Annotated in this window: 17 protein-coding genes and 1 pseudogene; 8 read left to right on the top strand and 10 right to left on the bottom strand. The window is 70.0% G+C overall.

Features of this window, described 5'->3' with window-relative positions:
* Position 1 precedes the first annotated feature (1 nt).
* The 4 genes from ADL08_RS15210 to ADL08_RS15195 form a co-directional block, all read right to left on the bottom strand.
* Positions 2–6,229 carry a DNRLRE domain-containing protein gene (locus tag ADL08_RS15210; RefSeq protein WP_107092091.1) on the bottom strand — a complete coding sequence of 2,076 codons (6,228 nt, stop codon included), beginning with the start codon at positions 6,227–6,229 and terminating at the stop codon, positions 2–4.
* A 1,057-nt stretch (positions 6,230–7,286) separates the two neighbouring features.
* Positions 7,287–8,732 (bottom strand): hypothetical protein, encoded by a 1,446-nt coding sequence (locus ADL08_RS15205; protein WP_053643094.1) that lies wholly within the window; start codon positions 8,730–8,732, stop codon positions 7,287–7,289.
* A 126-nt stretch (positions 8,733–8,858) separates the two neighbouring features.
* Positions 8,859–9,152: a hypothetical protein gene (locus ADL08_RS15200; RefSeq protein WP_053643092.1), complete on the bottom strand. Its 294-nt coding sequence runs from the start codon at positions 9,150–9,152 to the stop codon at positions 8,859–8,861.
* A gap of 267 nt (positions 9,153–9,419) precedes the next feature.
* A complete protein-coding gene (locus tag ADL08_RS15195; protein ID WP_234352147.1) occupies positions 9,420–10,535 on the bottom strand; it encodes an alkane 1-monooxygenase in 1,116 nt (371 codons plus the stop codon).
* Between the two features lie 109 nt (positions 10,536–10,644).
* Here ADL08_RS15195 and ADL08_RS15190 point away from each other — a divergent pair, with 109 nt between their 5' ends.
* From ADL08_RS15190 to ADL08_RS15170, 5 genes are all read left to right on the top strand, one after another.
* The gene (locus tag ADL08_RS15190) at positions 10,645–11,283 is read left to right on the top strand and encodes a TetR family transcriptional regulator (RefSeq protein ID WP_053643090.1); all 639 of its coding nucleotides are present in this window, start codon (positions 10,645–10,647) and stop codon (positions 11,281–11,283) included.
* 235 nt (positions 11,284–11,518) lie between these two features.
* On the top strand, positions 11,519–12,196 hold the full coding sequence (locus tag ADL08_RS15185; RefSeq protein WP_078968366.1) for a TetR/AcrR family transcriptional regulator: 678 nt from the start codon (positions 11,519–11,521) through the stop codon (positions 12,194–12,196).
* A 68-nt stretch (positions 12,197–12,264) separates the two neighbouring features.
* A complete protein-coding gene (locus ADL08_RS15180) occupies positions 12,265–12,684 on the top strand; it encodes a nitroreductase/quinone reductase family protein (protein ID WP_053643085.1) in 420 nt (139 codons plus the stop codon).
* A gap of 124 nt (positions 12,685–12,808) precedes the next feature.
* Positions 12,809–13,654, top strand: a complete 846-nt coding sequence (locus ADL08_RS15175; RefSeq protein ID WP_053643083.1) for an NmrA family NAD(P)-binding protein — start codon at positions 12,809–12,811, stop codon at positions 13,652–13,654.
* Between the two features lie 603 nt (positions 13,655–14,257).
* A complete protein-coding gene (locus ADL08_RS15170) occupies positions 14,258–15,136 on the top strand; it encodes a MurR/RpiR family transcriptional regulator (RefSeq protein WP_053643081.1) in 879 nt (292 codons plus the stop codon).
* A gap of 62 nt (positions 15,137–15,198) precedes the next feature.
* Here ADL08_RS15170 and ADL08_RS15165 read toward each other — a convergent pair whose 3' ends face one another.
* The 6 genes from ADL08_RS15165 to ADL08_RS15140 form a co-directional block, all read right to left on the bottom strand.
* A complete protein-coding gene (locus ADL08_RS15165; protein ID WP_053643080.1) occupies positions 15,199–16,062 on the bottom strand; it encodes a MurR/RpiR family transcriptional regulator in 864 nt (287 codons plus the stop codon).
* An 85-nt stretch (positions 16,063–16,147) separates the two neighbouring features.
* Positions 16,148–17,434 (bottom strand): cyanophycinase, encoded by a 1,287-nt coding sequence (locus tag ADL08_RS15160; protein ID WP_053643078.1) that lies wholly within the window; start codon positions 17,432–17,434, stop codon positions 16,148–16,150.
* Positions 17,435–17,606: 172 nt separating this feature from the next.
* A complete protein-coding gene (locus ADL08_RS15155) occupies positions 17,607–18,821 on the bottom strand; it encodes a M20 family metallopeptidase (RefSeq protein ID WP_053643076.1) in 1,215 nt (404 codons plus the stop codon).
* Positions 18,818–19,582, bottom strand: a complete 765-nt coding sequence (locus ADL08_RS15150; protein WP_420709636.1) for an amino acid ABC transporter ATP-binding protein — start codon at positions 19,580–19,582, stop codon at positions 18,818–18,820. The genes ADL08_RS15155 and ADL08_RS15150 overlap by 4 nt, the downstream gene beginning before the upstream one ends.
* Positions 19,579–20,541, bottom strand: coding sequence for an amino acid ABC transporter permease (locus ADL08_RS15145; protein WP_053643072.1), 963 nt, complete (start codon positions 20,539–20,541; stop codon positions 19,579–19,581). Before ADL08_RS15145 ends, ADL08_RS15150 begins: the two co-directional genes overlap by 4 nt.
* Before the next feature lie 2 nt (positions 20,542–20,543).
* On the bottom strand, positions 20,544–21,488 hold the full coding sequence (locus ADL08_RS15140; RefSeq protein ID WP_078968365.1) for an ABC transporter substrate-binding protein: 945 nt from the start codon (positions 21,486–21,488) through the stop codon (positions 20,544–20,546).
* A 335-nt stretch (positions 21,489–21,823) separates the two neighbouring features.
* Here ADL08_RS15140 and ADL08_RS15135 point away from each other — a divergent pair, with 335 nt between their 5' ends.
* From ADL08_RS15135 to ADL08_RS38205, 3 genes and pseudogenes are all read left to right on the top strand, one after another.
* On the top strand, positions 21,824–23,251 hold the full coding sequence (locus ADL08_RS15135) for a pre-peptidase C-terminal domain-containing protein (RefSeq protein ID WP_234352146.1): 1,428 nt from the start codon (positions 21,824–21,826) through the stop codon (positions 23,249–23,251).
* Between the two features lie 608 nt (positions 23,252–23,859).
* Complete coding sequence (locus ADL08_RS15130) at positions 23,860–24,366, top strand: DinB family protein (protein ID WP_053643068.1); 507 nt, start codon at positions 23,860–23,862, stop codon at positions 24,364–24,366.
* Positions 24,367–24,406: 40 nt separating this feature from the next.
* Positions 24,407–24,571: pseudogene (locus tag ADL08_RS38205) on the top strand (IS5/IS1182 family transposase); the annotation flags it as partial.

The following is a 24,571-nucleotide window of genomic DNA, read 5'->3' as shown; positions in this document are numbered from 1 at the left end:
GTCAGCGGATCCAGCGGGTGCCGAAGCCCCAGTGCTGGTTCACCTTGGCGCGACGCTTGCCGTAGCTCTTCTCACGACGGAACGTGTCCATCCACCGGCGCGCGCTCTGCGGGGTGCCGACCTGCCGCATCCGGGCCCAGGAGCCGGGCAGGAAGGCCGCGGCGGCGCCGTAGGCCCCGCTGCGGGCGTAGCCGCCACGTGTGCGGCGTGCCGTACCGATGCGGTAGTTGGCCATTCCTCCGCCGGCGCCGATCGCCGCGCCGATGATCAGGCCGCCCGCTCCGGCGCAGATTCCCGCGGTCGCCGCGATGCACGCGGCGCCGAGGACGCCGATGCCCGCCGCGGCCGCCCAGCCGTAGAACTTGCGGTGCCTGCGAATGTGGCGGCCCACCGAGCTCTTCTTGAAGCTGTTCCACTTCTTCTTGAACCACCCCCACTTGCCGTCGAGGTCGTAGCGGTTGACCGGATCGCCGTTGACGTACTCGTAGGCGTTCGCGTTGCCCCCGTATACGGGGTCGGCCGACAGGAACCGTCCGCTGACGGGGTTGTACAGGCGCACGCCCATGAGCATGAGCCCGGTCAGGGTCTCGGACGAACGCTGCTTGCCACCCAGCCAGCTGTAGCGGGCCGCCGGCTGGCCGGTGCGGGCGTTGCCGTACTCGTCGGCGTCCAGTGCCACGGGGGCCTTGCTCGTGTCCAGGGGAAGCTGGAGCGCGACGTCGCCGTGGATGGTGGTCAGCTGCAAAGTGGTGTCGCCGGTCTTGCTCGTCGTGGCCGCGAGGTCACCGCCGGTCGACTCGACGTTGCGCGACAGCGTCCCGGCGGTGTCCTCGGTCACCCATCGCGGGCTGTCGCCGTCGTCACCGTAGTGGTTGACCTTGGAACCGGTCTGGGTCCAGGTGGTGCCCGAGCCCGTCGCGGTCGTGAACGAGCGGTAGCGCAGTGCGGCGTCCAGCTGCCAGGTCTGCCGGCTGCCGTTCGCGGTCTGCTGGTAGGCGAGGTCGTTGGCGTAGTAGGCGAGGCTTCCGTGACCGGGAAGCGCCGTCGTACGGCCGTAGGCGTCGTAGGTGTAGCCCGCGTCGACGAGGCGGTCGGCGCTGTCGTAGGTGTGGCTGGTGGTGGTGCCTCCCGTGGTGGGGCAGTCGGCGCCGGCGGCACCGGCCGCCGTGGTGAGCGAGGTGCGGTTGGTACGCGCGTCGAAGGTGTAGTCGCGGCGGGTGCAGATGCCGTCCGCGGTGTCCTCGACCTTGGTCAGACGCCCGATCCGGTCGTAGCGGTAGTTCTGCTCCGACCAGCCGGAGTGTGCGGTGACCTGGCCGTGGACGGACTCGTCCACGGTGTCGGAGTAGACGAGGGTTCCGTCACTGTCCCGCGTGTAGACACGGGAGGAGGGCGAACCGGTGGTGTCCTCGTCGAGGGTGAGGGTGTAGCCGCCGGGCAGCTTCTCCGTACGGACGGAGCCGTCCGCGTCGTAGGCGGCCTGGAAGACGCCCGCGACGGAGTCGGTGGTCCTGGTGGCCAGACCGCGCGGTTCGGCCGCGTGGTCGTAGGTGTACGTGACCGTGGACGGCACCGAGTCGGACACCTTCACCGGACGGCTCAGGAGGTCGTACTCGGTCTTCGTGGTGCCGCCGTCGGCGTCGGTGTAGGAGATCAGGCGGCCGAGCTTGTCGAACGCCTTGGTGATGGTGCCGGCGGTGGGGGAAACCGTCTTGACCACCTGTCCCGTGGCCGGGTCGTACTCGGTGGTGGTCTCCGGCACGCCCTGGCCCAGGCCGCCGGTGACCTTCACCGCGGTCGCCCGGCCCGCGGAGTCGTGGGAGGTGACCGTGGTGCGGGTGACGCCGTTCGCGGTCTCGGTGACCGTGGCGGCATTGCCCCAGCGGTCGTACTCGGTGACCGTGGTGGGCAGTTCCTTGGGCTGCGAGCTGCCGGTGACCGTACCGGCCGGGCCGGTCGAGCACAGCAGATCGGCCCACTCGGGCCGGCCCTGGCAGGTGCCGGTGCCGGTGGCGGACCAGTAGGTGCTCACCCGCGTCGCCGCGTCCGTCCCCGTGGCACCGGGCGGCAGCTGCTTGACGACACGGCCCTGAGCGTCGTACTGGGTCTCCGTGGTCAGCGCCAGGCCGCCGGGGTCCTGGACGGTCTTGACGGCAAGGCCCTTGGCCCAGTCGAAGACGGTCTGCACCTGGCGGGTCTCACCCTGCACACCGGGGTGCTCGCGCACCTGTGCGCCGGTGGTGACCCTGGTGACCTGGTCCTTGACCTTTGCCGTGCCGTCCGTGGGCCGGCCCGCGTCGAACTCCTTGACCGTCCAGGAACGCGCGGTCACCGAGGAGCCCGCGGGGACCAGGGTGTTCGTGCCGTCCTTGAGGTCGGCGGTGAGGTCGATCCGGCGCAGCGGACCGAACTCTTCCAGCTCCCGGGTGCCGGAGTCGTTGTAGACGGAGCGGTTCGCCAGCAGGTCGGCGCGCTCGGCGGAGGTCAGCTGGGCGATGCCCAGCTGAGCCTGGGTGGCGCGGTCGCTGTCGGTGAGGCCGAGGGCGACGGCGCGGTTTCCCGGTGACAGTTCCCGTACGGCGTTGCCGAAACGGTCGTATTCGCTGGTGCTGATGTGTCCGCCGGGGATGGCGGAGTTGACCTCGCGGCCGGAGACGCCCAGGTAGTGCACGGCGGCACGCTGGTAGTCACTGGCGCCCAGGGCGGAACCGGCGTGGCCGGTGGGAACCGCGTCGGCGGGGAAGACGGCGGTGGCATCGGTCGGTGCGTCGGTCTGGCCCCAGTTGCGCACCTGGGCCGGAGCCATGGCGTAGGGAGCGGAGCCGCCCGTCAGGGGCACCTCGTAGACGACGCTCGTCGCGGCCTGTCCCTCGACGACGTCCGGGGTGCCCTGCTTGAGCGCCCCCCGGGCCGCCTTGAGGAGCATGCCGTCACCGGAGGCCGAGCTGGTGCCCGCCTTGCCGTAGGTGAAGACCCACGGCAGCTCGCCGGCGGGGGTGAGGCTCGTGACGCGGCCTGCGGCGTCGTAGTCGTACGCCGTCTTCAGCGCGGGCACGATCTGCGGGTTCCACGCCTCGCGCAGTCGCCCGGAGGCGTCATAGGCGTAGGACTGCACGGGCTTGGCCGTCGCGCTGGTGGCGCCGGGATCGGTCGCCCAGAGGCGGATCTCCTTGACCTGGCCGCTGTAGTCACCGTACGTGGTGGTGGTGGCGGACGTCGTGGTCGCGTACACGTACTCGACGACGCGGCAGCCCTTGGTGGTCGAGTCCGCCGTGCAGGCCGCGGCCGAGGCGGCGGAGTTGGGGGCGATGACCTTCTTCGGGCGAACCAGCTTCTTGCCGTCCACGGTCACGGTCTCGGACACGACGGTGGTGGCCGAGTTGTTCATGCCGTCGAGCAGCGTGCTGGAGACCGGCCAGGTGGTGGCGGTGGCATCCGGCTTGGTGAACTCGGTGACATTGCCCTCGGTGTCCGAGAGGGTGAACGAGCCGGAGGTGGAGCCCTTCAGGGTGAGCACCTCGGAGCCGGGCTCGGGGATCCAGCCGTTCTTCGCGGCGTTGGCCGTGAAGTGGACCGCCTCGCCCTCGGCGAGCACCACGTCGACCGCGGTGTCGGAGACCTTGCGGATGTGGGAGTAGTCGGACTCCTCCTCCTCGGCCGCCGTTCCCGCGACCCACTCCTTGCCGAAGATCGCCGCCTGGCCCTCCTGCTTGGCGCCCTGGTCGGGCATGCGGGAGGAGGCGGTCCGCGAGACACCGAGGTCGAACGCGGACGCATCGGTGGCGGAGAGGGTGTAGTCGCCGGTGAGGAGGTTCAGAGAACCGGGGCCGATGTCGTCGGACGCGGCACCGGAGGCACCGCGGTCGACGACGACGGTCAGCGGCTGGGTGGTGCCGCTGCCGCCGGGGCCGGTGAAGTCGGCCTTGATCTGGACGGTGCCGTCGGGGTTGACCGTGTCGGTGGTGTTCCAGACGAGCGGGGCGTTCTTGCCGCCGGTCATCGGGACGGGCCACGCGGTCAGCGGGGTGCCGCCGGAGGTGACGTCACCCGCGGGGATGACCGTCCACGCGTCGGCCTCGGAACGACGCCAGGAGAAGGACACCTTGTCGTACTTGGCGCCGTCCGCGTCCGCCACGAGGGACAGACGGCGGGCGGTGCGCTCGCCCTCGCTCGGCTGGACGAAGCCACCGGGACCGGCGTGGAAGGTGTACTCGATCGCCTCGGACTTGTTGTCGGCCTTGTCGACCGAGCGGACCTGCAGGGTGTGGGTGCCGTCCTTGGGCGGGGCGACGGAGAGGGCTTTGGCGCCGCTCGTGCCGCCGGTGGCGACCTTGGTCCAGGTCACGCCGTCGAGTGACCACTCGAGCCAGTTGTGGTCGGTGCCGTTGGGGGTGACGGTGAAGACGCCTGCCTGGCCTGCGCCCTTGACCCAGGCGCTGGACGGGTAGTCGGTCGAGGTCACGCCGGTGGGGGCGGAGGGCGCGGTGGTGTCGACCGTGAAGGTCTTCCACGCGGACCAGCCCAGGTTGTAGTGGGCCCCGTCGTAGGGGTTGGTGCGGAACTTGTACGTCTTGCCGTTGGTGAGCACGCCGGCCGGGACGGTCACGGAGGCGACCTGGCCGGAGCTCACCCAGGGGGAGACGATGACGTTGCCGACCTGCGTGTCGGTGACGGCGTCGAAGATCTGGAAGGTGCCGTTGACCTTGTCACCGTTGACGTCGACGAAGGTGTCGCGCAGCGTCGGGGTGAGGGTGTTGACGGTGTAGGCGCCGCCGTAGGAGAAGAACGGCGGACCGGCCTCCTGCTTGGTGCCGGTGCGCGGCCGGTAGTTGTAGGTGACCGTCAGCTTGGGGACGTTGGAGGAGGCGTTGGCGGAGTTGACCCGCTTCCACTCCTTGGCGTCGTTCTCGTCCGTCGCCTTGAGACCCATGCCGGCGTGGGACCACTTGTTGTTCGCCCAGTGCTGGACCAGGCTGGTGACGTCGGCGTTGATCCACCCGTCGGGCTGCGCCGAGCAGTTCGGGCTTCCCTTGGTCTGGGTGGAGGTGGCCATCTTGGTCACCATGGACGGCTGGTTCGTCCAGCGCGAGGCGGTGGAGGCGTTGTTCGCCGTCCACACCTCCCACGGCTGCGCGGTGCAGTCGGTGTTGCCGGAGTGGAAGTTCCACAGGCTCAGGGTGGCGCTGGAGACCAGGGCGTCGGAGACCGGCGCGGTGTTCCAGGTGATGAAGGAACGGGCCGTGCGCCAGGTGCCGTCACCGTTCTTCGTACCGGGGTTGCCCAGGTCGAGCTCGACGTCGTTGGACCAGTCGACGGTCTCGCCCTGCTGGACGTAGGTGTCGAAGATGTTGCCCAGGTTGGAGGTCGAGGGATCGACCGTCACCGGGTACTTCGTGGCCGGATCCGCGAGGAACTTCGCGTCCGGGGTGACGACCAGGTCCACCCCGCCCTTGGTCTTGACGACCTTCATCGCGACCTTGACCCGGCGGGTGTGCTCACCCGAGACGGGGTCCACCGTGGCGTCCCACATCACCGGGGCCGGCATCGTCGCGGTCTTCTTCGACTTCTTGTCGGTGAACAGCACACTGCCGTCGGCCTGCTGCTCGACCTTCAGGCCCTTGGTCTTCAGCGGCAGGGTGTAGGAGAAGCCGTCGGTGGCGGGCTTGGCCTTGAGCTCGACGAACTGCTCGAAACCGGTACGAGTGGCCTCGACCACCACGTCCGCGCCGGGCACCGCGTTCACGTAGGTGGCGCGCGTGCCGTCCAGCTCGGGCGCGGGCAGTCCGCCGCGCCACTGCAGCGTGATCTGCTCCTCACCCGTGCCCAGGGTGACCAGATCGGTGGCGGGAGCGGCCTGCGCCGCACGCAGCGAGGACGCCTTGACGCCCTTCTTGCCCGACAGCCTCAGCCCGGCCGGGTGCGCCTTGGCGGCGACCGAACCGTCGGCCTGGGCGGCCAGGTCGACGTCGACGCCGCGCCAGGTCCCCGTGGCGGGGTCCTGGAATCGCACCGGCCCGGCGGCCAGCTCGGTGGTGAGCGAGCCGTCCTTGTTGGCCCAGGTCGTCGAGGTCTCGGTCCGCTCGGAGAGCGCCTCGACCCGCTTGCCGGACAGCTTCGCCGCCACGCGCGCCGACGCGATGTCGGCCGCCTGCGTCACCGCCTGGGGCTTGGGTTCGGCCATGGGCGCCTGCTGGGTCTGGGCCACGGCGGAGCCGGCGCTGTCCAGCATGCTGATGGCCAGGGCCAGGGCGAGACCACCCGCGATGTGCCGCAGGCTTCTCCCGGTCCATGGCCGGTCCCGCTCCTGCGGAGCGGGTATATGGATCGTCATACTTCCTCTGTCTCACAGTTTCTGACGCACCGTCTTGTGGTGCGGTCGTAAAAGTACCTGCGGAAAAAGGGCAAAGACTTCACATAGGTCACACAAGTGACAGTATGAGTTCCGTTTTTTCGAGTGATCTGCAACACCACCCTGCGAAGAAAGCCTCCCGTTGACCTGCATCTTCGAGGCGAGTTCCACCAGCCGGCGCCCGAGGGCACTACAACGGCGAGCTCCGAAGGCCCGTGCCGACGCCGAGGCGGGATCGGTAGGTGTGGTCGAAGGCCCTGGTGGGCCAGGCGGTCAAGCGGACGATGCGCTGCACCGCCGCCCGCCGGTTCTACGAACGCGCAGGGCACCTGGCCCCGACCAGGGGAAGCAGGTCGAGATGTCGTCCTCGGCGGTGACGGCGAGGGCGAGGAGCGGCGGGACGTGCCGCTGAAACTGGCGGCGTGGGCCTGGGTCGCTCGCGCGGTGGCTTCACCAGTCGGCAAAGGAGGAGCGGCATCAGGGGGAGTCGTACGACGCGGACACTTGCGGGCTGGAGCCGGCCCGGATCCGCCGACACCAGGACGGTGTGGTGAACACCCTCCTGGAGGTGTTCTCCGAAGCCCTGCTCACCGTCGAACGTATGAAGAACGCCGCCGCCCAGCCGACCGAAGGCAGACCGCAACCGAAAGACCGCAGCCGACGCGTCGATACGGGCCGGTCCGGCAGACGAGGCCACGGGGCAGGGCGTGCCACTGGTGTAGTGGAAGCGGCGGCACGCCCGCGTCCCGGTGCGCGCGGCTCACCGGGACGCGGGTCGGCAGGGAACCAACGAGGCTCCCGTGCTGATGATTCGAGACGTCGAACGCCTCTCTCAACAGCTCAGGAGCCTCGTGCGTCGCGGGGGACCGGCCCGTCACCCGATCAGCGGCCACTCTGAAAGGGCTCGATGACCATCAGCAGGCCGGCTGCCCGGCCGTTATGGGCGGGCCAGGACGTCGCTCAGCTGATGGGCGTAGATCACCCGGCCGCACGGGGAGCCCTCGTCTTCGCAGCCCGCCGTACCGTCCGCACGGTGTTCGGTCAGCGACCAGAGGTACTGGGGGGCGCCCGGCACGCTCTGACCGTGTTCGACGTACAGGTCCTCGGGGCCGACCGCGTTGGTGATGTTGCTTCCGTAGTCCGTCAGACGGCCTCCGGTGACGGTGGCGCGGCGCAGACTTCCGCTGTTGTCGAGGTAACTGCGGTTGAAGTAGTACATGCCGTTGTACCGAGCGGCACCCTGGGTGAGGTCACGGGGCAGGTAGTACGCCGAGGTCGCGGTGACCGTCCCGCCTGCCTCTTTGAGCAGACCCGTAGCGTCTTCGATGGGAACCGCGCCGACGCGGCCCTTCTCCGGGTGCTCGGTGTCGGAGTCGCAGTACTCGCCCATGATCAGTGCGGGGGCGGTGGGGGCGCTGCGGTCCACGGAGACGTACGACGCCTTGGGGGCCCCGGTGGCCACGCAGGTGCCCGCGGACGAGTTGCCCTGGGGGGCGACGAATCTGTACGACGCCACCTGTGGCATCACGTACCGGTAGGTATGGCTGTAGTAGACGTTGCTCTGACGGCCGATCTTGTTCTCGTCCGTGACGTTGCTCTTCAGCCCGTTGAGCGTGGTGTCGTCCACCGAGGCGTTCTGGTCGGGGTTGAGGTCCAGGATGGAGCGCATGTCGAAGACCCGCAGGCCGTTCATGGTGTCTGCGACGTAGAGGTAGTACTTGTACCAGGCGATGCCCCCGGCGTGGACGTCGACGGCCTTGTAGGAGGCGTTGCCGTACGAGTTGAAGTACGGCTCGACCAGGAGGGCGTGGCGGTAGCGGCGCCCGTCGGGGGTGCCGGCCACGGGCGTTTCCGGGTCCAGGAACGACAACCGCACGCCCTTGTCGGGGCACGTGCCGGGGTCGGCCGTACACAGGCTGGTACTGGCCTTGTCGTACCAGGCGGTGACCAGCGGCTTACGGGCTCCCCAGAGCTCGTCGGCCTGGGCGTCCGAGACGCCCGTGATGCCCTGCGGGATCCACTCCGCGGTTCCGGCGTCGCCCGCGTCCCAGCAGACCTTTCTGGCCGGGGCGAGTACGGCGCCGTTGTCACCGGTGCCGAACGGATCGGTGGTGCACGACGTGCCGGTCTTCGCGACGCGATTGCCGTCGTCGAGCAGATCCTGGACGCCTTCTGTCGGCAGGGCCGCCTTCAACGCGGTCACCGCGCTGCTCAGGTCCGGGCCGGGCTTGAGGTTGAAGGAGGAAGCGGCGGCGGGGTCCCCGGGGGCCGCAGCCCGTGCCGGAGTGACGAGGACCGGTATGGCCAGGACCGCCGCGGCAAGCGCGGCGACCCAGCCGGCGTGCCGGTGGGAACGGGACCTCGGGGGCTGATGCGGAGTCAACGTGCTCTGGCCTTCGTGTAAGCGAAAACGGGTGAGGGCCGAGATCATTTCAACCCGTGTGGAGCCGCGTCCAGGCCGATGACCGGATTTTGCCCTTGTGCCCGCTGCTGGGCACTGTCCGGCGGATCAAGCCTCGGGGTCGGGGGCCCGGAGGTCGTAGAGGTAGGAGCGGTCGTCTTTGAAGCTGCGCCAGACGGTGGCCGGGGGTTCGGGTTCGTCAGCGTGGTTACCGAGGGGACGCGCGGTGACGAGACCGTCAGCGATCTCGCAATGCCAGCCGTCGGTCGGCGACCAGACACACCGCACGTGCCCGTCCGTCCGGCGGTAGGCGGGGCGTCCGTTGTGCTCGCCGTCGCGTTCGAAGTGGTGGCGGAGCCCGTCCATGTGGCGCACGAAGGCGAAGGACGCGAGTGCCGTCATGCTTTCGGCACTGTAGGGGACGGCGCTGCCGGCGGCTGAGCAGTTCCGGGCGCAATCGGCTGCGGCGCTTCGGAACACGGGTGCGCGTCCTGCCGGGCACCGGTCGCACCCCGCACCGCGACGACCCGGCGGCCTTCCTGGACGCGCCGCGCGTCTGGGACGAGGCCGTGCCCGGTGCCGCACACGGCCTCGTCGGCCGAGGGAAGGCGGCCGGAACGACGGCCCCGGGAGGACCACCTGCGAGGGCCCTTGACCGGCGGGGCCCGGTCAGTGGTTCGTCAGGGCGGTGTCGCCTCCGTAGTGGGCGAGGAGCCGTCGGTCCATCACCCGGCGCCACAGGGGCGGGAACCAGGCCAGGGCGATCATGGTGGCGTAGCCGGACGGGAGCTGGGGCGCCTCTTCGAAGTGGCGCAGGGTCTGGTAGCGGCGCAGTGGGTTGGCGTGGTGGTCCGAGTGCCGCTGGAGCTGGAAGAGGAACAGGTTGCTGAGGGTGTGGTCACTGTTCCAGCTGTGGGACGGTGTCACGCGCTCGTACCGGCCGTCCGGCCGTCGCTGCCGGAGCAGTCCGTAGTGCTCCAGGTAGTTCACCGTCTCCAGCAGGCAGAAGCCCAGCACGGCCTGCAGGAGCAGGAAGGGCAGGACGACCGGACCGAAGACGACGGTCAGCGCGCCGAACAGCACGACCGTCATGGACCAGGCCGTGAGGACGTCGTTGTGCCGGCTCCACACCGGCCGGTCGCGCCGTTCCAGCCTGCGTCGTTCCAGGTGCCACGCCGAGCGCACGCCGCCTCCCACCGTGCGCGGGAGGAAGCGCCAGAAGCTCTCGCCCATGCGGGAGCTGGCGGGATCCTCGGGGGTGGCGACGCGCACGTGGTGGCCGTGGTTGTGCTCCACGCCGAAGTGCCCGTAACCGGCCTGTGCCAGTGCCATGCGGCTCAGCCGCCGCTCCAGCTCCTCGCGCTTGTGGCCGAGTTCGTGGGCGGTGTTGATGGCGACCCCGGCCACGACGCCCGTGGTCGCGGCGAGGCCCAGGCCCTCCGCCGTGGAGAGCCCGCCCCCGGCCCACCTGTCGCAGGCCCACACCAGCGCGCCGAACTGCAGTGGCAGGTAGAGGTAGGTGCACCAGCGGTAGTAGCGGTCCGCCTCCAGCAGTTCCATCACCGCTTCCGGAGGGTTGGTGTCGTCGGCCCCCAGCACCTGGTCGAGCAGGGGCACCAGGACGAAGGTGAAGAAGGGGCCCCACCACCAGAACAGGCCGATTCCCGTCAGCTCGGCCAGGCCGCCCGCCTGGAAGGGAAGCGTGGGGACGGCCAGGGCGAGCAGCCACAGGTGGCGTTTCGGATCACGCCACGTCAGGGCGGCGGGGGAAGGGCGGTCGGCCACGGGGACTCCTCTGTGGGGGAGGGCCGAGCGTGACACCTCCACGCTTCGCTGACAAAGGTTGCTCCGTGTCAATATTCTGATGATCCATCACATGGGGAGGGTGGGGTACGTGATCGATGCGCAGGTGCCCGTCTCCGATCCGCCCGACCCTCCCCGGGTCGCCTGGCGCAAGCGGATGCGGGAGCGGGTACTGGAAGAGGCGTGGCTACTCGCTGCCGAGGCGGGCTGGGACCGGGTGCGGATGGCCGACCTCGCCCGGCGTGCCGAGGTCTCCCGGCCTTCCGTCTACGCGGAGTTCGGCGACCGCGCCGGAGTCGGGCGGGCCTTGGTCGAACGGGAGACCGGAAGGTTTCTGCTCGCCGTCGGCGCCGCCCTCGAAAGCCGGCCCGGTGATGTCGGCGCCGCCCTGACGACCGGCGTCGCCCATGCCTTGATCGAGGCGGAGCGCAACCCCTTCATCGCCGCGGTGGTACGGGCGGCCCGGGGCGGCACGGACGCGCTGCTCCCGTTCCTGACCAGCCGGCCGGAACCGGTGCTCACCGCCGCACGAGAACTGGTCGCCGCGTGGCTGGACGTCGTGGCGGCCGAAGCGCCCTCGTGGCGACGGTCCGAGGCCGCCGACGCGGTGGTGCGCCTGACGATCAGCCACATGCTGTCGCCGTCCCCCGACTCCGCTTCCACGCCCGAACGGGTTGCCGGGGTCGGGTGTGCCGTCCTGGGCCTACCCTCGCCCGCCGAGCCCGGCTGACGGGCCGTCCGGGCCGTGCCCGCGCGGCCCCCGGGCCGCCGACGGCGTGGATTCGCTCGTCCGGCACGAGCGGGCCGGGTCGCACTCGGGGGGTGCGCGACCCGGCCGCCAGTAGCCCCTGTACAGGGCTGGAGCCGCACTGCGGAAGATCACTTCTCGCCATTCCGACTCGAATGAGACCATAGAATAGAATTGCAGTGGCTGCAAATACTGCAGGCTGTGCAATCATGTGAACATGGATGGCGAACGGCCTGCACCGCCCGAAGGCCTGAGGGACCGGCGACGCCGCGAGACGAAGGCGCTGTTGCGTTCGGTGGCCCTGCGGTTGATGGAAGAGCGCGGTTTCGACGACGTGACGGTCGAGGCCGTGGCGCAGGAGGCGGGGGTGTCACCCCGTACCTTCTTCAACTACTTCCCGTCGAAGGAATCCGTACTGGCCGTGTGGCCCGCCGCACCGGCGGCGGAGGCCGCCGAGAGATTCGCCGCCTCGCCCGATGTCGACCTGCGTTCCGTGGTGGAGGACCTCGGTGACCTGCTCGCGACGCCTCTGGAGCGGCTGGAGGTCGACCACGACGAAGCCGCCAGGGCGGTACGCGTCGCCGAAGGGACCCCCGCGGTTCTCGCGGCACTGAGCGCCGGGTTCGCGGCGGTGGAGAGAGATCTCGCGTCTCTCGTCGCGCGCCGCACCCGCCGCCCGGCCACGGACGAGACGGCCGTGCTGTTGGCGGGCATGTGTGCGGTGGCACTGCGTGCGGGGACGATGCGCTGGGCCCACCGGGCCGATGACGGGAACGGCGCGGCGCGGTCCGTGCGCCAGTCCTTCGCCCTGCTCCGCTCGCTCTTGACCACGGACCCCGAATGGCTCGACTCCCCGCACCTCGGCCCGAGCCCCGCACCACCCCCAGCTCCCTGACCCAGGAAGACGACACGATGGCCGCCCCTCGCCCCGCCCTCGAACGCCGACACCCCCCTACCGTTCTCATGAAAGTCGTCAACCCGGTGGTACGACGACTGGCCGCACGCGGCAAAGCGGGGGACACGCTGCTGATCCTGCACTTCACGGGACGCAAGAGCGGCCGCCCCTTCGACGTACCGGCCGGTTACCACCTCGTCGACGGCCGAGTCACGGTGTTCACCAACAGCGGCTGGCGTCACAACTTCGCCGGCGGCCGCGACATCCACGTCACCCTGCACGGCGCCCGGCGCCCGGCTCGCGCCGTCCTGGTCGCCGAACCCGACGAGGTCACCACCGTCTACCGCGGCCTCATCACCGAGCTCGGTCCCGCGAAGGCGCAACGCCGCCTCGGCATACGGATCAACGTCGACCGAGTCCCCTCCTACGACGAGATCCGCGAGGCCGTCACCGCCTCGGGACTCTCCATGATCCACGTCACCCCGTGAATGCCCCGGCGAGACCCCCCTCCGCCGGTCCCCTACGGCGCGGCGCGCGGCGACCGGTGGGACGAGCCGGGACCATGACGTGCACACCGGACGCCGTGACTCGGCGACCGCACGAGGAGGGACCATGACCGTTCTGGTCACCGGCGCGACCGGCAGGGTCGGCCGCCACGTACTGCGCGAACTGACTGAGCAGGGCGTGCCTGCCCGCGCGGCTGTCCACCGGCCCGCCCCCGACGCCGCTGCGACGGCCGTGCCCTTCTCCTTCACGGATCCGCGGACCTGGCGGGGAGCGATGCGCGGGGCGACATCCATGTTCGTGATGCGGCCGCCCCGGATCTCCCGCGTCGAGGAAGACATGCTGCCGGCCCTGTCCGCGGCTCGTGGGTACGGCGTCGAACGGATGGTCCTGCTCTCCCTGCAGGGCGCCGACCGCAACCCGGCCGTTCCCCACCACGCCCTGGAGAGCTGGCTGCGCACCTCTGGCGTGGAGTGGACGTTCGTCCGTGCCGGGTTCTTCATGCAGAACCTCTCCACGACCCATGCCGCCGAGATCCGCGACCTGGGCCGGATCATCGTTCCCGCCGGCGGCGGCCGGACCTCCTTCGTCGACGTCCGAGACGTCGCCGCCGTCGCCGCCCGTGCCCTGACCGGTGACTCCCTGGTGCGGGAGGCTGTCACCCCCACCGGCGCCACCGCCCTGAACTACACCGAAGCCGCCGACCTGATCAGCGGGGAGCTGGGCCGACCCGTCCGCTACACGTCACCAGGACCACTGGAGTTCTGGCGCCACCGCCGGGCGCTGGGGACACCGCGCGCCGAGGCGGCTGTCATGCTCGCGCTCTACAGCGCCTGCCGCTTCAACCTGGCCGCAGGCGTCACCGACGACGTCCGTACCGTCCTCGGCCGGGAGCCGATCTCCTTCGCCCGCTTCGCCCACGATGAGCGCACGGCCTGGCTGACCCGTCCGTAGCCCCCGCCACGGCGATGGCCGGCGGGTCGGAGCCGAGCGTGTCGTGCGGCGGGCACAGGAGGACGCCGCACGGGAGATGCCAGAGGCGGAGGGGAGGGCGAGGGGGGCGCGGCCTGTTCCGCCGCCGGACCTGGCCCGGACAAGCCTTCTGAGGTGGTGACGAACCGCCTTTCGAGGACGGCTTGCCCAGCAGGAGACGACCGGGCCCAGGAGCGTGATGGGCCGGGGCCGGGAGGGGCGCTGTGGCGCGCGCGGCGGAGCCGGCCGTGTGCGCCTTCCAAGGCCGCGCCCTCGCCGCGGTCGCCGTACGCCCCGCGGACCTCTGGCCCGTGGCCGTCGCCGCGGCGCACAGGTGCGCAATGGGGCGGACCTCTCCGCATGGTCCAAGGGCGGAGGAGTCCGTGCCTGCTCCCGCGTGGAGCCGGAGGAGGCGGTGCGCACTCTGCGGGTTCCCTGCGGCTCGTACGTAACAGGCGATACATTTGGCGAAGGAGAAAGCGCCGCCTGTACGTCCGGAGTCTTCAGTACGGGGGCGGGTCCGTCAGGTCGCAGCCGGGAACGGCGGCAAGCCACGGCGATCTGACCACGCAGGGAGGAAAGTCCATGAGTCCTACGCTGGCCGATGAGATCCGCGACAGGCTGGGGGATCTCAGTCCGGCCGAGCGCAAGGTCGCACGGGTCTTGCTGGCAGGATATCCGGCCGCGGTTTTCGAGACGGTCGCCACGATCGCGGCGCGCGCCTCGGTCTCCGCTCCCACGGTGCTGCGCTGTGCGTCCCGGCTGGGCTACAAGGGCTTCCCCGACCTGCAGGCCGCTCTGCGGCTCGAACTCGACGCGCGCACCGCTTCCCCGATCACCTTGTACGAGACCTCCGGGTCGTCCCGGCACGACGCACCGGACCGTTCGGAAGAGGCGTCCGGTCCCCGCCTCGGAGAGCGCCTGGCGCTCGTGCAGCAGGCCGTGTCCCAGACCTTCAAGGAGGTCGCCCCGCAGGAGTTCGGCGACGCGGTGCGTCTCCTGAGCGACCCACGACGCCGCGTTCACGTCGCGGGCGGCAGGTTCACCCATCTGCTGGCCCGGTATCTGGGTCTGCATCTGACACAGTTCCGCGACCAGGTGAGCCTCTTTCCCGACAGGGATGTGGAACGGGCTTCCTTCCTCACACAACTCGCTCGTCGCGACGTCACCGTACTTTTCGACTACCGGCGTTACGAGGCCGACAAGACCGTCATCGCCGAGTTGGCCCGCGAACGCGGGGGGAAGGTCATCGTCTTCACGGACCCCTGGCTCTCCCCGGCCGCGGCTCACGCCGACGTCGTCCTCGTCACCCAGGTGACGTCCGACTCCCCGTACGACAGTCTCACGCCGGCACTGGCTCTCATCGAGTCGTTGGTCGCCGCCGTGCTCGACCGGGTCGGAGGCGAGGGGCACGAAAGGATGAAGCTGGCCGAGAGCGTGGCCCGCCGCACCGGCCTGCTGTGAGAGGAAGGCGCCCGCGGCCCGGGCTTCGGGGCACTGCGCGGGGCGACGGCCGGTCTTTCGGGTCAGACCAGGTGCACGCGGCGGGCGATCTCCTCGCCGTGCTTCATGCGCCGGTAGGCGGCGTTGCCGAGGGTGACGACGAGGTCGGCGACCACGGTCTCGACGACGGCGAGCGTGGGGACGAGGCTGTCGTAAGGAGAAGGGGTGTCGACACGGCTGGGGAGCACGACTTCCGCGTGGGCGCCGGCCGGTGACAGCCACGCGTCGGTGAAGACGATGACTCTGCCGCCGTTCTCCCGGACGAGTCGCGCCACGGCCTGCTTGTCGTCCTCGTAGCGCCGGTGGTCGAAGACGACCAGGACATCACGCCTGCCGAAGGTGGTGAGTGCGGCCGCGCGCTCGACGTCCCGGTCGGGCAGGAAGCGGACCTCTTCGCGGAGTTGCATGAGGTGCAGTCCGAGGTACTGGGCCAGGACGTGGGTGAACCGGCCGCCGGTCAGAGTGACGCGGCGCTTGCGGTCGGCGAGGAGCGAGACGGCGGTCCGGAGGTCGTGGGGCGGTATCTCGGCGAACGTCCGGGCCAGGGCGCTGCCGAAGAGGCCCGCGCTGTGGGCCATCAGGCCGTCCGGGGACCGAGGGAAGGCCGCCTCGCCCGCTGTTTCGTAGAGATGGACCGGGGAGGCGTTGCGTTCGTCGAGTTCGTGGCGCAGGGCGGCCTGGAAGTCCGGGTATCCGTGGTAACCCAGGCGTGCCGCGAAGCGCAGGACGGTCGGGGCGCTGACGCCCGCGCGTTCGGCGACGGTGGCGACGGTCTCGAAGCCCGCCGAGGGGTAGGCGGCGAGCAGGACGCGGGCGACTCTGCGTTCTGCCGGCGTGAGCGTGCCGAGTCCGCGCCGGATGTCGTCGGCGAGGAGGCCGGTTGTCATGGGGCCCTCCGTGTGAGCCGAGGTCCTCGGGACCGGTGGCAGGCCGAGCGGGGCCGGTACGTGTGGACCGGCCCCGCCGAGACGGTCATCGTGGCGCGATGTCGACGCGCAGATCGACGAGCGTCTGCGGAACGGCGCCGTCGTTCGTCCAGGCGCTGAAGCCTTCGGCCTTGGTGAAGGTGACGGTGAAGCGGGGATCGGCCTCGAAGGTGGTGGCGGTCGCGGTGCTCTGTGTCCTGGTCGACGCGAGAGCGCGCGCGGTGGTGCGGAAGGAGTACGGCGTGCCGGCGGGGTTGGACACGGAGAAGAAGACGTCGTTGTTGGCGGGGACAGGTGTCGTGCCGACGGGGCGCAGGCGCCGCTTGTCCGGAGCGGGACGGACCGACCAGCTGTTCGGGTGGTAGCGGTCCGCTCGGGTGAGATAGGTGTACCGGGCCCCGCGCATGCTCCAGCCGGCGTCGGACCGGGTGCGTACGTCGCGCAGGTCCAGGACGGCGACGCCGTTGGGGCCGAGGACCGTCATCCGCTCGTGCCGGCTGCCCGGGGCGTCGACGACCAGGGCGGTGTTCTCCTCCAGCGCGTAGACACGGTCGTGGCCGGTGTCGGCGGCCAGGCGGAACGCCCGGCCTTCCCGCCCGTAGGCTCCGGTGTGCGTGTCGATGAGTCCGGACCGCAGGAACCCGAAGCCGCCCTGAGGGATGTAGCCGAGTCTGCTGGGGTCGTCGAAGTATCCGGGGGCGCTGCCGTCCCTCAGACCTTCGTGGGATTCGCCGCCGCTGACCATGTCCGGGCCGGCGGCGATCTGCGCGCCGGCGGAGGAGCCGGAGACCACCGCTCCCCGGGCGAGCTTGGCACGGATGGCGGCGAGGACCTTGGAATCCGCGTGCCGGTCGCCGCGCAGCAGGGTGGTGACGTAGCGGTACTGGTCGCCGCCGCCGAAGAAGAAGCCGGTCATGGAGTTGACCTGGGCGACGACGGCGTCCGATTCGGCGTTCGCCACGTGGTCGATGTCGAGCGGGATCCACTCGGCGTCGGCCGCGCCGTGCCTCTTGAAGAGATCGGCGTAGTAGGCCCCGTTGCACGCGGAATTGCCGCACAGGTCCGGGTCGTCGGCGTCGGGGTCCTGGCTCTCGGGCACGGAGGCGGCGGTGATGACTCCGATGCGCGCGGCGGGCCCGCCGGCGCGCCGGATGATCTCGCCGTAGACCGCCGTGTTGCTCTCTTCGAGCGCTCCGCCGATCAGGACGAGGGAGCCGGCGTGGCGACCGGGGCGTTCGGGCTCGGCTCGGGCGGCAGGGGCCGCGGCGAGGAGGGCGAGGGCGATGCCGCACGTGAGAACGGTGCGGCGGGCGGGTCCTGAGGACGCGCGCATGAGTACCTCCGTGGATCGGGTGGTGGATGAGTCGGACCGGACCCTTGCCCGCGTACGGGTGCCGAGGCCGGTTCCGCGCGGGCGCGGGGGTGCGGCAGGTGCTTCCGCCGGACGGGGGAGGGCGGGCAACGGCGTGCGAGGGACCTCGCGGGTGCGCCCGGCCGGAGACGTTTCAGGCGTTCCTCACGTCACCGAGGGAGGCGATGAGCACGGCGAGTACGGCGACGCGATGGGGGACGCTGGAGATGTCCAGCCATTCCTGGGGGGTGTGGTCGGCGCCGCCGATGGGTCCGAGCCCGTCGAGGGTCGGGACTCCCGCTCCGGCGATGAGGTTGGCGTCCCCGACTCCGCCCGTGGCCGTGGCGCCCAGTTCCACGCCGACCGCCCGTGCTGCCTGCCGGGCCTTGTCGAGCATGCGGCGCGAGGCAGGGGTCTCCTCCATCGGCGGGCAGAGGTCGAGCTGCTCGACGACGACGCTGGTGCCGGGTACGGCGGGACGGTCCGCGGCTTCCTGGATGGCCCGCTTCATGCGCCGGACGCCGGCCGTGGTGGCCGCTCGCACTTCGACGCGCAGTTCGGCTTCCGGGCAGACGATGTTGGCACGCGTGCCGGCCCTGACCACGCCCACGTTGAGGGTCACGTCGGCCCAGTGGCCGTTGAGGGCTTGGAGGGCGACGATCAGGTGCGCGGCCGCGAGGGCGGCATTGGAGCCGCGCTCCGGTTCGATGCCGGCGTGCGCCGCTCTGCCGGTGACGGTGAGGCGGAAGTCGGCTACGCCTTTGCGGGCGATGACGAGGTCGCCGTTCTCCCGGGCGCATTCGAGTCCGAGACCGTAGTGCACGCCCGTGGCCGTGCGCTCGATGAGGCCACGGCTGGCCGGTGAGCCGATCTCCTCGTCGGGCGTGGCCAGGAACACCAGTTCGTCGTAGGCCTCGGTACCGTGTTCGGCGAGGACCTCCAGGGCGGTGAGGCCTGCCAGCAGGCCTCCCTTGTCGTCGCTCACCCCCGGGCCGTAGGCGAGGGAGCCGTCCGTCCGGAAGGGGCGCGCGGCGGCGGTTCCGTCCTCGAAGACGGTGTCCATGTGGCCCGCGAGCAGAATCCTCCGGCCGCCCTGGGATTCGGGGAGCGTGCCTCGTCTGCGGCCGATCAGCGCGTCGCCGGACCGCTGTCCGGCTTCCGGCGGAAAGCTGACGCGTTCGACGTCGAATCCGAGGAGGCCCAGGCGCCGCTCCACCCAGTTCGCCACCTTGTCGACTCCGGTGGCGCTGTAGGACCCGGAGTCGATGGAGACGAGCGTCTCGAGATCGCGCAGGTACGCGGAGCGGCGGGCGCGGGCCAGGTCGAGGAGTTCCGTGGCCAGTTCCCGCCGGCGGGCAGGGGCGCTCACAGGACCTTGGACAGGAACGCGCGGGTGCGTTCCTGTTCCGGGTCGACGAGTACCTGACGGGGGTCGCCGGTTTCGACGACGACGCCTTCGTCCATGAAGACGGCGGTGTCGCCGACCTCGCGGGCGAAGCCGATCTCGTGGGTGACGACGACCATGGTCATGCCGTCGGCGGCGAGCTGCCGCATGACGTCGAGGACGTCGCCGACGAGTTCGGGGTCCAGGGCGGAGGTGGGCTCGTCGAAGAGCATCAGCTTGGGCTTCATGGCGAGTGCGCGGGCGATGGCGACGCGCTGCTGCTGTCCGCCGGACAGCTGGGCGGGATAGTGGCGGGCCCTGTCCGCCAGACCTACCTGTTCGAGGAGGCTCTGTGCGTGTTCGTGGGCGGCGCTCCTGGCGACGGAGCCGACCTTGACGGGGGCCTCCATGACGTTCTCCAGAGCTGTCATGTGCGGGAAGAGGTTGAAGCGCTGGAAGACCATGCCGATGTTCCGTCGGTGCTCGGCGACTTCGCGCTCGCGCAGTTCGTGCAGCCTGTTGCCGTGCTGCCGGTATCCGACCAGTTCTCCGTCGACGGTGAGTCTGCCGCCGTCGACCTTCTCCAGGTGGTTGATGCAGCGCAGGAAGGTCGACTTGCCGGAACCGGAGGGTCCCAGGAGGCAGCAGACCTGCCCGCGCTCCACGGTCAGGTCGATGCCCTTGAGCACCTCGAGCCTGCCGAAATGCTTGCGTACGCCCTGGGCACGCACCATGGGAGTGCTCATCGGATCCGCTCCTTGTCGTTCCCGCCGATCCGCTCCATGGCTCCGCCGAGCACGCGCCGGAGCGGAGAGACCTGCTCGGCCCCCGTGGTACCGCGGCCGTAGCGTCGCTCCAGCCGGGCCTGGGGGATGCCGAGCAGGGTGACGAGAGCGAGGTACCAGAGGCTGGCGACTACCAGCATGGGGATGACCTGGTAGTTCTGGGCGTACACGTCCTGGATGTTCGACATGAGGTCGTGGGCGGAGATGACCGAGACCAGGGCGGTCATCTTGAGCATGTTGATGGTCTCGTTGCCCATCGGCGGGATGATGACGCGCATGGCCTGGGGCAGGACGATCCGTCGCATGGTGAGCGCGGGCCGCATGCCGAGCGAGTGCGCGGCCTCGGTCTGGCCGGGGTCGACGGACTGGATGCCGGCGCGGACGATCTCCGAGGCGTAGGCGGCCTCGTTGAGGCCCAGGGCGAGCAGGGCCGCGATCGCGGGGGTGAGCAGGGAGTTGGTCTCGGCCTGGAAGAACGTGATGTCGGTGAACGGGACGCCGATCTTCACGTACTGGTAGAGAGCGGCCGCGTAACCCCAGAAGATGATCTGCACGAGCAGCGGGGTGCCGCGGAAGACCCAGACGAACGCGGTGGCGAGACCGTGGAGCACGGGGCTGGTGGACAGCCTCATGACGGCGATCAGTGTTCCGAGGGCCAGGCCGAGGGCCATGGCGGCGGCGGTCAACCAGAGGGTGGTGGCGAGTCCGTCGAAGATGAGGTCGGCGAAGAGGTAGTGGCCGACGACGTCCCAGCGCAGGTTGTCGTTCTTGGCGAGAGAGCCGATCAGTCCGACGAGGGCCAGCAGCGACGCGACCGCGGCGATCCAGCGCCCGTAGTTGCGGAGGGGGACGACTTCGAGGTCCTGGGCGTGCGGATCGCCCTTGGGGACGGTCACGACGGGTGCTTCGGTGCTGATCATCTCTAGTCCACCGCCGCGTTCTTGGTGGCCTTCGGGACGGCGATCGACGCGACGCCGTACCGGTCGTAGATCTTGGTGAGGGTGCCGTCGTCGATGAGGGCCTGCAGGGCCTTGAGGATCGCGTCGGTCAGTTCGGGCAGTCGCTTGCTGACGGCGATGCCGTTGGGAGAGGCGTTGTAGCCGCCGGGCGCCTCGGGGTCGTCGACGAGGTCGAAGGCCTTGCCGTCGTCGGCGGTCTTGGCGACCCATCCGGCGGCGGGCTTGGTGAGGACCTGGGCGACGGCCTTGCCGGAGCGCAGGGCGAGCTGGGCGTCGGAGTCCTTGGGGAAGGTCTGGATGTCGATCTTCCCCTTGCCCGCCTTCGCGCAGACCGCCTGATGGCCCTTCAGCAGATCGAGCTGGTTGGTCGCGGCCTGTACCGCGACCTTCTGTCCGCACAGGGTGTCCAGGGTGGTGATCTCGGCCGGGTTGCCCTCCGGAACGAGGATGCCCGAGCCGGACCGCGAGTAGTCGACGAAGTCCACGACCTTCTGCCGGTCCTTGTTGTCGGTGATGGCCGACATCGCGACGTCGAACTTGCCGGCCTGGATGGACGGGACGATGCCGTCGAACTTCTGCGGGGTGAAGGCGAACGTCACGCCGAGCTTGCCGCCGAGCGCCTGGCCCAGGTCGTAGTCCAGGCCGGTCAGCTCGCTCCCGCCCTCCTCGACGAACATCTCGAAGGGCGGGTAGGGGACGTCGGTGGCCACCCTGACCTTGCCGGCCTTCTTGATCTCCTCGGGCAGCACGTCGTGCAGGGACTGGTCCTTCTCGATCTCCACACCGGCGACGGAGACCTTGTCGGCCGCCTTGGGGGTGGAGCCGCCGCCCCCGCAGGCGGAGAGGGACATGAGTGCTGTGGTCGCCATGGCGGCGGCTGCTGCACGTTGGGCGAGACGCGTGTTCATCGGGGTGGATCCTCTCGAGGATTCTTGCCGGCGGATTCTGGCCGTCGGCCACAACCGGGAAGTTACATATCAATCCACAAGTTGACTAGATGTATCTAGCGTTACGTTCATGTAACGCGAACTCCGAGATGCTTTGCGTGCCGTTTGGCCCGTATTTGTCTGTCGGATTCGGTGGTTCTTAACGGTTCGAAGGTTTGCTGACGGATTACGTCTTCCCGTTTCATCGGATGACTTGTATGTTCCGCTACCACACTTCGGAGTCTGCGAGGGGAGCAGCCGTCCTCGTGGCGTCGGTCCGCGGTGCCGTACGCAACACCCCTTCCTCTGGAGCACAGATGACGTCACGTCTCCCGCGCAAGACCGCACCGATCGCTGTCGCCCTGATGGTGGTGACCATGGCCATGGCGAGCCAACAGCCCGCTCGCGCGGCCGCGGACAGGGTCAGGCTGGGCAACGCCTCCGACGCGAGTCGCGCCTCGTGGAACGGGCCCGCGTTCACGATGAACGGCGCCGGCGGCGTCGTCGCGGCCTCGATGACGCGGGCCATCGACGAGATCCGCGGCGGAACCGGCGGCATCGATGTCGTCGTCCTCGCCGGATCGGCGCCCACCTCGGGCAGCAGGACACCCGAATGCGACACCGTCATGGGCCTGACCGGCGTGAACTCCTGCACGACATGGACCCTGACGACGGCGGGCGACGCGAACAACAGTCAAGTCAACGCGGACGTCCGCAACGCCGAGTTCGTCTACTTCGCCGGTGGGAACCAATGCGGGTACGCCGCATGGAAGGGGACCGCGCTCGAGTCGTCCGTCGAGTCCGTCGTGGCCAAGGGCGGCGGCTCCGGCGGAGGAAGCGCGGGCCACCACATCAACAGCCCCCTCGTCTACGACGCCTGCAACGGGAGCGTCACCAGCTCCGAGGCTCTCGCCAACCCCTACGACCGTTACATCAGCTTCACCACCGGCATGTTCGAGTGGGCGAACTACGGCGGCGTCGTCAACGACTCCCACTTCGTGACCCGCGACCGGATGGGCCGGACCATGGCGTTCCTCGCCCGTGCGGTGAAGGACGGACTCGTACCGGGTGGTGCCGCCTGGGGCGTCGGCGTGGAGGAGGGCGGCGGCTCGCTGTTCGTCGACCGCAACGGCACGGCCACCCCATACGGCCAGGACGCCTATGTCGTCCTCGCCGACCACCGGCCCGAGCAGGCCGTCGACCGCAAACCGCTGACGTACTCCGGCTTCAAGATCTGGCGCCTCACGCCCGGGGCGACCTTCGACTTCAAGAACCGTCCCACCTGCGGCTACTACCTGCGCAGCGTCACCAATGGCGTCCCCGACGCCGATCTCTACAACGGCACGCCCGTGGCGAACTGCGGCAGCCAGGGCGGGAGCACGCTCGTCGAGAGCGAGCCGAACGACACCCGGGGCACGGCCGACGACGCCACCACCCTGGCGTCACCCGGCTCCGTCACCGGCACCATGAAGTCGACGAGCGACCGCGACTACTTCAAGATCAGCCTGGCCGCCGGCCGGACCGCCACCCTGAACTGCGCCGTCCCCGCAGCGTACGACGCCGACGTCTACCTCCTGGACTCGGCCGGCGGCACTCTGGAGCGCTCCGTCGATGACGGCGCCGGCACCGACGAGAACCTCACCTTCACCAGAACCGCCTCCGGGACCGGCACGTACTACGTCGATGTGGAGGCCTACAGCGGCAGCGGAACCGCCACGTATACCTGCACCCTGACCAAGAGTTGACGACAGCGCCGGGTCCTCGACCGAGACCTGACGCGAGGATCCGGCCGGTCACGCTCGCCGATCCGACCCGGCTCCGCCGGGTCGGATCTCCCACGGCCTCCTGTGGACAGGCGCGTCCCCGGAGACCGAGAAGCGCGTCGTCAGCCAGGAATCCGAGCTCCGCGAGCATCGCGCAGTAGTCGGCCGGCCGGAAGAGGAAGTCCTCCCAGGGGTCACCGCCCGCAGTGCCGGCCCCGATGTCGAGGGCGACCCCGCGCCGTTCGACGGCCGCCGGCGCGGTCCGCGGTCCTCGCGCAGGCCAGGGCGGTCCGCGGTCCTCGCGGCAGGCCAGGGCGGGCACCGGACCGGCATCGGATGACGAGACCTGCAGGACGCGCCATGGGGTGGCGGTCCTGGTCCCGAGCGAAACCACGCGGCCGAGGAGCTGCCTGGCGGCGTCCTCGGCCGCCGACTCGACGGGCCCGCGCCGCTCGGCTGTCCCCGCCGCGAGCTTGTGCCAGCCGCTGACGTCGTCCACCACACCACGCAGGTGATGACGTGCTTCTCGTTCCATCGCCCGTCGACAAATCCCTCGACACGGGTCGCGGCGATCGGGGACGCTTCGCGCGATGACAAGAATCGATGACACACCGCCCGCGTGGGACGAGCGCACCCAGCTCACCACGTTTCTCGACTACACGCGTGGCACCGCTCGTGCCAAGTGCGAAGGCGTCTCTGCGGAGAACGCCCGCAAGGCGCTCCTGCCGGGCTCACCGCTGATGACCATGAGCGGAGTGATCAACCACCTCCGCTGGGTCGAGTACTACTGGTTCCAGGTGGTCTTCCTCGGCGAGGAAGACCGGGCCCCCATGACGGATGAGGACCCCGACCGCGAGATGCGGATCGCCGTCGACTTCCCGCTCGCGCAGCTGCTCGACGAATACGCCGAACAGAGCGCCCGCTACCGCGAACTGGTCGCCGGGAACGACCTGGACAAGCAGGCCCGGGGAACCATCCGCAACGGCCTCCACGTCGACCTGCGCTGGATCCTGCACCACCTCACCGAGGAAACGGCCCGCCACAACGGCCACTTGGACATCCTGCGCGAGATGCTCGACGGCACAACCGGCTGCTAAAGGGTGTTGCAGAAGGCTCAGTTCTGAGCATTTTACCTGTATGGGTGGGGTGTTGGGGGCTGAGCCGGTGTGGGTGGAGGCGTTCACGGGCTTGCGGATGGACCGCTTCGTGAAGCTGGTGAAGGCGGTACGCGAACGGGGCGGGAACGGGCCCGGGTGGTGGCCGGCCGTGGTGTCTGCCGCTGCCGGACCGGGTGCTGCTGGT

The sequence above is a fragment of the Streptomyces sp. NRRL F-6492 genome, assembly GCF_001280125.1.
Taxonomy (GTDB): Bacteria; Actinomycetota; Actinomycetes; order Streptomycetales; family Streptomycetaceae; genus Streptomyces.
This window is presented reverse-complemented; position numbering and strand designations above follow the sequence as displayed.